This is a genomic window from Acinetobacter sp. YH12070, from assembly GCF_013419625.1.
Taxonomy (GTDB): Bacteria; Pseudomonadota; Gammaproteobacteria; order Pseudomonadales; family Moraxellaceae; genus Acinetobacter; species Acinetobacter amyesii.
The window spans coordinates 87,554-93,957 of sequence record NZ_VOZT01000005.1 but is presented as its reverse complement, the minus strand read 5'-3'; the positions used below and the strand labels follow the sequence as shown (position 1 = coordinate 93,957).

Genomic DNA, 6,404 nt, shown 5'->3' with positions numbered 1-6,404 from the left:
CCGACAGCTCCGACAGCTCCGACAGCTCCGACAGCTCCGACAGCTCCGACAGCTCCGACAGCTCCGACAGCTCCGACAGCTCCGACAGCTCCGACAGCTCCGACAGCTCCGACAGCTCCGACAGCTCCGACAGCTCCAGCACCTCAGCCAGTGGCAACGCAGTCAGCCGCAGAATATTTGGCAAACCCGCTTTAAGGTTTCCATTGAACAATAAAAAAGACGCCTCGGCGTCTTTTTTAAATTTAGGAAAACTAGGGCTTTTGCAGTTGTGTTAAGGTTTTGCGTGCCAGTCCCGGATCATCTGCAAATACACCATCTACACCAGCTTTATAGAAGTTTTCAAATTCTTTAGCCGCACCGGTATCACAACGTTCGGTCGCCACTGAGTTACATTTTAAATAGTCAGGTAAAAAACCATTTTCAGGTCTGAGTGTATAAGGATGGACTTTCAAACCAGCAGCATGGGCATCTTTGACAAAACTGGTTTGTTTAAATTCAGTGTTTGAAAAAATATAGGTTTTACTTGGACCTACACCATCTGCATATTTTGCCACTGATTTTAGGCCATCTGCAGTGGCTAAACTTGCATAATTTTGAGGTGAGCTTTGTTGCTGTAAGTCACCCGGTATGGCAGTTGGGCTATCTAATAATTGAATAATTTTGCCATGTTTGAGGGTTTTCTTTTGCGTGAGTTGATCACGTAAGTATTTAAGATTGGTGGTTTCAAAGGACTGTAAATATACAGGCGCGATATCACGTGTATAACTGTATTTGGCAAGCGTTGTGAGTAAACGATCTTCCATGGCTAGATTTTGCTGTTGGAAAAATGTGGGATGCTTGGTTTCAATATATAAACCAACAATTTTTCCAGTTTTTTTATAATGAGCTTCGGCAAGTTCAATGATTTGTTCGAGCGTTGGGATGCTGTATTGATCATTATATTGAGTGTTATTAGGGCGATATTGAGCAATACGCTCACGTGCTTTTACATTTTGAGTCAGTTCATTCAAATTAAAGTCTTCCGTAAACCATCCTGTATAGTCGATACCATCGATTTTTTTGGTGGTTTTTCGATCCGCAAATTGTGACAGCGTACTAATATTGGTTGTCCCTGAAATTTCACTTTCATGGCGCGCAACCAGATAGCCATCCTTGGTTGGCACTAAATCGGGTTCGATAAAATCCGCACCATCATCAATCGCTTTTTGATATGCGGCAAGGGTATGCTCGGGTCGCAAAGCACTGGCACCACGATGCCCAACAATGACAAAACCTGTATCAGGCAAAATAGGGGGCTTGGTGACATGGGTTTTATCGTCATCCGAATTACATGCAGATAAACCAAAAACGCTAAAAAGGAGCAGTGAAGACACGCCCCATGAGGATTTCACTTTGCTTGTTATGGCTAGATTTAACTGTTTTGTTAATTGTTTTTGCATGGCTGCCTCGGCATCTTTTTATTTAAATGAATGAAGTTGCAGGCATACATTGCAGGGCAGTGGCTAAGACTTCATGACAGAGGCGGTTTTGTCACATAAATTTACTAAAATAGCTGAAGTGGAGGCTCTCCATATTTTCTACATATTTCGCTTCAAGCAAGGTTTTTATGTAGTCTAGGCTTGTAATCAAGCACATTGTGATTGATTATCAATAAGATTTTTTGAAAAAATCAATCAACATATTTTATTTCATTAATTGAAAAGTGACATGGACTGATGCTGTCTAAGTTTTTTATTTATCGACCGATTTTTGCAGGTGTCTTGGCGATCATCGTCATGGCGCTCGGGCTATTTGCTGTGCTCAATTTACCGGTAGAGCGCTATCCAGATATTGCGCCACCACGAATTACGGTCAGCGCAAGTTATAGCGGTGCGTCAGCAGAAACAGTTGAGGAAAGTGTCACACAAGTTCTTGAACAACAAATTAAAGGAATTGATCACCTTTTATATTTTAGTTCAAGCAGCGACTCTTCAGGTCGAAGCCGGATCAGCATCAGTTTTGAAAATGGCACTGACCCAGATACCGCTCAAGTACAAGTACAAAATGCCATAAATGGAGTAATCAATCGGCTGCCTGAAGATGTGCAGCGCCAAGGGGTAAATGTCTATAAATCTTTGGGTGATACCCATATGGTTATCGGCCTCTATGATGAGACTGGCAAGAGTTCGAATATCGAACTTGGTGACTATATGATGACTCATCTAGAGCAGGACATTGCTCGAATTGAGGGTATCGGTGAAGTCGATGTTTTTGGTTCGCAATTTGCCATGCGCATTTGGCTCAACCCACTGAAGTTAAAGCAATATAGCCTTATGCCCAGTGATATCCGTGCGGCTGTTGAATCACAAAATACGCAGGTTGCAGCCGGAGCCGTAGGTGAATTGCCGAGTGTATCGGATCAATATCTCAATGCAAAAGTCACTTCAGGTTCACGTTTAAAGTCAGTTGAAGAATTTGAAAATATTATTGTCAAATCTGCACGAGACGGCAGTTTTGTCTATTTAAAAGACGTTGCACGTGTTGAATTGGGTGCGGAAAATTATTCAGGGGTGAATACCATTAATGGTTATCCATCTTCAGGGATGGGGATCTCATTGGCTTCTGGTGCAAATGCACTTGAAACCTCTGCCTTAATTAAGCAAGAAATTGAACAGTTAGCGAAGCAATTACCTGCCGGTTATAAAATCGTTTATCCACGGGATAACACGCCATTTGTACAAGAATCGATTAAAGAAGTGGTGAAAACGTTATTCGAAGCCGTTTTACTGGTGGTTTTGGTGATGTTTATCTTCTTACAAAATTGGCGAGCAACGCTGATACCTGCGATTACGGTGCCTGTGGTGATTCTTGGGACTTTAGCGATTTTATATGCTTTGGGCATGACCATTAATACGCTCACATTGTTTGCATTGGTACTGGCCATCGGTCTGTTGGTCGATGATGCGATTGTTGTGGTGGAAAACGTCGAACGTTTAATGCATGAACAACAGTTAACAGCAAAACAAGCGGCCATCGAGTCGATGCATGAAATTAGCGGGGCATTAATCGGGATTACTTTGGTATTGACCGCTGTATTTATTCCCATGGCGTTCTTTGGTGGCTCAACGGGCGTGATCTATAGACAATTTTCCATCACACTCGTGGCTGCAATGGGCTTGTCATTGATGGTTGCACTAATTTTAACGCCCGCATTATGTGCCTTAATTTTAAAACCCAATCCAAAACCACAGCGCTGGGCGATTTGGTTTAACGCCAAATTAGAGATTTTAAAAACCAAATATTTGACCCTTGCACAAGCCACGGTTCGTTATCGCTTATGGACGGTGGTGTTGTTTGCGGGGCTCATTACGGTATTTGCTTTGTTTTATCGTGCGTTGCCGACCAGTTTTATTCCTAGTGAAGATCAAGGCATTTTGAGTGTGCAACTTAAATTACAAGAAGGTGCACCGATGTCTAAAAGTCGTGAGGTCGGTGAACAAATTCGACAGTACTTTTTGACTGAAGAAAAGCAAAATGTCGATTTGGTGATGATTCGTTATGGACGAAATTTTTCTGGTACGGGTCAAAACTTAGGGCAAGGCTTTATTGCACTGAAGCATTGGGATGAACGTTCAGGACAACACAATTCAGCGCAAGCGATTCGTGAACGTGCGATGAAACATTTTAAAAAGTTCAACAATGCACAAATCAATGTCAGCATGCCGTCTTCAGTCAGCGGTCTTGGGCAAACCGATGGTCTGGAGTTTTGGCTGCGAGATATGAATGGTGAAGGTCGAGCTTATCTCGATGCGCAATTTAAAAGCTTGCAAGAAAAATCTGCACAATACAGTAGTTTCGAAAATTTAGACAAACGCTCTAACCCAGATAAAGCTGAACTGAAAGTTGATATTGATCAAAAACAAGCGATGGCCATGGGTTTAACGCAAAATGCGATTAATAGCACCATGAGTAGTGCATGGGGCGGGAGTTATATCAACGATTTCATTGACCGTGGACGTATTAAACGCGTCATGATGCAGGCAGATGCCGAATTCCGTTCTAAACCAGAAGATTTGGCCTATTGGCATGTGCGCAATGATCAAAATGAAATGATTCCATTTAGTAATTTTTCAACCATTGGCTGGAGTGGCGGCCCAGAAGTCGTCAATCGCTTTATGGGATACACCGCATTACAAATGGAAGCGGATACAGCCAAAAATGTCTCAAGTGGACAAGCCATGCAGGATGTGAAAGCCTTAGTCGATCAGGTGCCTGGTGTGGACGTGGCATGGAGTGGTTTATCCTTTGAAGAGCAAAAATCAAGTCATCAAGCGATTTGGCTGTATTTGGTCTCGATTGGATTTATTTTCCTTTGTCTTGCCGCCCTATATGAAAGTTGGAGCATTCCAACCGCAGTCATGAGTGCGATTCCACTCGGGATTGGCGGTAATATTTTGTTTAGCTACATGACTGGTTTTCCAAATGACATCTACTTCCAAATTGCCTTGCTGACGACCATTGGTCTGTCCTGTAAAAATGCGATCTTGATTGTAGAGTTTGCAGCGATGGCACAAGAAAAAGGCAAACATGTGATCGAGGCTGCAATGGAAGGCGCAGCACTACGTTTACGTCCTATTTTGATGACTTCTTTAGCATTTGGTGCAGGGGTGGTTCCTTTAGTTCTTGCTTTTGGTGCTGGTGCAGCCAGTCGTCAAGAGATCGGGGTAAGCGTACTCGGTGGGGTAATATTCGGTACAGTCTTGGTGCTGATTTTTATTCCGTTTATGTATGTGATGGTCCGATCTATTTTTAAAATCAAGCCGGTGTCTGAAACTTAGAAATAATTCACGCACAGCGTATCGCTCCACTAAAAGCCACCGTGAAAGCTTGAGTACATCGCGGTGGTTTTTTATGTCGCCAAATTTATGTCACCAAACTTTCGACAGGGAATGTTCACAGAGAATTTTCGCAAAGAACGTTCACCGAGAACATATTGAAGAGATTTGAAACTCTTTAGTTTATCCTTCAAAATGTGCTCTACATAGAAAGATTAAAATAAGAGTGAGTTGAATGGCGGATTTAATACAAAGACAGCGTGAAATTTCCGCTTTGCTGCAACAACAAAATTATGCAGCAGCAGTTTTCGCTTTACAGCCTCTGAACTACGCTGATCAGGCTCGTTTAATTCAGCAATTTCCAATCGAAGATCAAATCGAGTTACTTTCAGGTTTAGCGCATCAAGGCTTGGTATTTGAGTTTTTCCCGTTTGAGTCACAGCGACAGTTAATCTCGCGTTATCCACTGCGTCTACAAATTGAATTATTTGATGATATGCATTCTGATGATGCAACGGATTTATATAAAAGTTTAACTGATGCAGAACAAGATCGGATTTATCAACAACTTGATCAAGATACCCAAGAGCATCTAAAGGCGTTATCTGCATATGCAGAAGAGTCTGCAGGCGCAATCATGAGCTCAGACTATGTCAGTATGCCTGCTGACTTTACCATGCAACAAGCCATAGAGGCCTTGCGCCATGAACCGCATGACCGTGAAACCCTATATTTAATTTATGTCACCAATGATCAGTTTCAATTAGAAGGGGTGATTTCACTGCGGCAAATTTTGCAGGCTGACCGTGATTCACGGATTCAACAGGTGATGACCAAAGATGTGGTGACCGGCTGGATAGATGAAGACCAAGAGAGTATTGCGCAAAAACTGGCTGAATATGATTTTATGGCCTTACCGATTGTGGATCATGCCCAGCGTTTGATGGGGATTGTCACCTATGATGATGCGATGGATGTGGTACAGGCTGAAACCACTGAAGACTTTTTAAAAGCCAGTGCGGTGAGTACCGAACCAGGTATGAGCATTAATAAAGCACCGATTTTAAAGTTGTATCAAAAGCGGGTGTTCTGGTTGGTGATATTGGTCTTTGGCAGCTTATTGTCCGGATTAGGCATTTCATATTATGAAGACATCATTGCCGCACATATCGTCTTGGTTTTTTTCTTACCCTTACTGGTCGGAAGTGGAGGCAATGCAGGTTCACAGTCTGCGACTTTAATGGTGCGAGCGCTTGCCACAGGGGATGTAAAAATTCGAGATTGGTTTTATTTGTTGGGACGGGAGACGCTCGTCGCACTTTGCCTCGGCGGAACCATGGCCATTGCTGTATCGATTTTAGGCTACTACCGTGGTGATGCAACCGTCGCTTTAGTCTTGGCTTTAAGTATGATGGGCATCGTATTGCTCGGTTGTTTAATTGGGATGAGTTTGCCCTTTATACTCAACAAGTTAAAGCTCGATCCTGCAAGTGCATCTGCACCATTGGTAACCTCGATTTGTGATGCGACCGGCGTGGTGGTGTATTTGATGATTGCTTCACAATTGCTCAATTTATAGAGATTAGCATT

The 6,404-nt window shown here is 42.8% G+C and carries 4 protein-coding genes; 3 read left to right on the top strand and 1 reads right to left on the bottom strand.

From position 1 onward, the window contains the following. A partial coding sequence (locus FTU17_RS17370; protein ID WP_218951547.1) for a hypothetical protein occupies nt 1-195 on the top strand: 195 nt, incomplete at its 5' end. A 56-nt stretch (nt 196-251) separates the two neighbouring features. Here the strand turns inward: FTU17_RS17370 and FTU17_RS02840 are convergent. After that, complete coding sequence (locus FTU17_RS02840) at nt 252-1,439, bottom strand: glycerophosphodiester phosphodiesterase family protein (protein ID WP_180134637.1); 1,188 nt, start codon at nt 1,437-1,439, stop codon at nt 252-254. A gap of 276 nt (nt 1,440-1,715) precedes the next feature. Here FTU17_RS02840 and FTU17_RS02835 point away from each other — a divergent pair, with 276 nt between their 5' ends. Both FTU17_RS02835 and mgtE read left to right on the top strand, forming a co-directional pair. Continuing rightward, nucleotides 1,716-4,817, top strand: a complete 3,102-nt coding sequence (locus FTU17_RS02835; protein ID WP_180134636.1) for a multidrug efflux RND transporter permease subunit — start codon at nt 1,716-1,718, stop codon at nt 4,815-4,817. A gap of 232 nt (nt 4,818-5,049) precedes the next feature. Continuing rightward, a complete protein-coding gene (gene mgtE / locus FTU17_RS02830) occupies nt 5,050-6,393 on the top strand; it encodes a magnesium transporter (protein WP_180134635.1) in 1,344 nt (447 codons plus the stop codon). Nucleotides 6,394-6,404: the final 11 nt, after the last annotated feature.

What these genes read in the sequence shown, in the direction of transcription:
- FTU17_RS02840 (WP_180134637.1), bottom strand. Translation starts at nt 1,439, where the DNA reads ATGCAAAAACAATTAACAAAACAGTTAAATCTAGCCATAACAAGCAAA.
- FTU17_RS02835 (WP_180134636.1), top strand. Translation starts at nt 1,716, where the DNA reads ATGCTGTCTAAGTTTTTTATTTATCGACCGATTTTTGCAGGTGTCTTG.
- mgtE (WP_180134635.1), top strand. Translation starts at nt 5,050, where the DNA reads ATGGCGGATTTAATACAAAGACAGCGTGAAATTTCCGCTTTGCTGCAA.